This is a genomic window from Thermomonas alba, from assembly GCF_022419205.1.
Taxonomy (GTDB): Bacteria; Pseudomonadota; Gammaproteobacteria; order Xanthomonadales; family Xanthomonadaceae; genus Thermomonas; species Thermomonas alba.
Genome location: NZ_JAJOZU010000047.1, coordinates 1 through 569 on the forward strand (window position 1 = coordinate 1; position 569 = coordinate 569).

At 70.5% G+C, this 569-nt stretch carries 2 protein-coding genes; both read right to left on the reverse strand.

The features are described 5' to 3' along the window. The coding region (locus tag ML342_RS11675; protein WP_240127188.1) for a response regulator at positions 1–380 on the reverse strand (380 nt) is incomplete at its 3' end. After that, positions 380–569 (reverse strand): hypothetical protein (locus ML342_RS11680; protein ID WP_240127189.1); only part of this gene is annotated, 190 nt, incomplete at its 5' end. The genes ML342_RS11675 and ML342_RS11680, both read right to left, overlap by 1 nt.

Below are 569 nucleotides of genomic sequence, written 5' to 3' on the forward strand. Positions count from 1 at the left end.
CCCGCATCCAGCGCTTCGATCTTGTCGCGCTCATCCACGCGGGCCGAAAGCACGAGCACCGGCACTTCCGTCCAGGTGCGCAACTCGCGAATCAGCTGCATGCCGTCGCCATCGGGCAGACCGAGATCGAGGATCACCGCATCCGGCTGACGCGTGCCCGCTTCGATCAGGCCGCGCTCGACGCGGTCGGCTTCGTGGACTTCGCAGCCTTCCTCTTCCAGCGCCGCGCGCACGAAGCGCCGGGCATCGGCCACCGCGCCCGGCCATGCGACGAACGCATCGCCGGGACGAATCTGACGGCTGTCCGCGCACAATCCGGTGGCGCCGCGCTCGCGCAGCCACACCAGCAGGGCGTCGAGGGTGGCGAAGGACGGTGCCATCAGACCGGCTCCTCCTCGATCACGTCGGCGACGATCTGCGGCTGCACCCGCATGTCGGGCGGCACGCCGAGCAGGCGCAGCGTCTGCTGCGCCACGTCCGAAAACACCGGCGCGGCCACCGCCCCGCCGTAGATGACGCCGTTGCCCGGCTCGTCCACCATCACGGCGATGACCACCCGCGGCTGATCC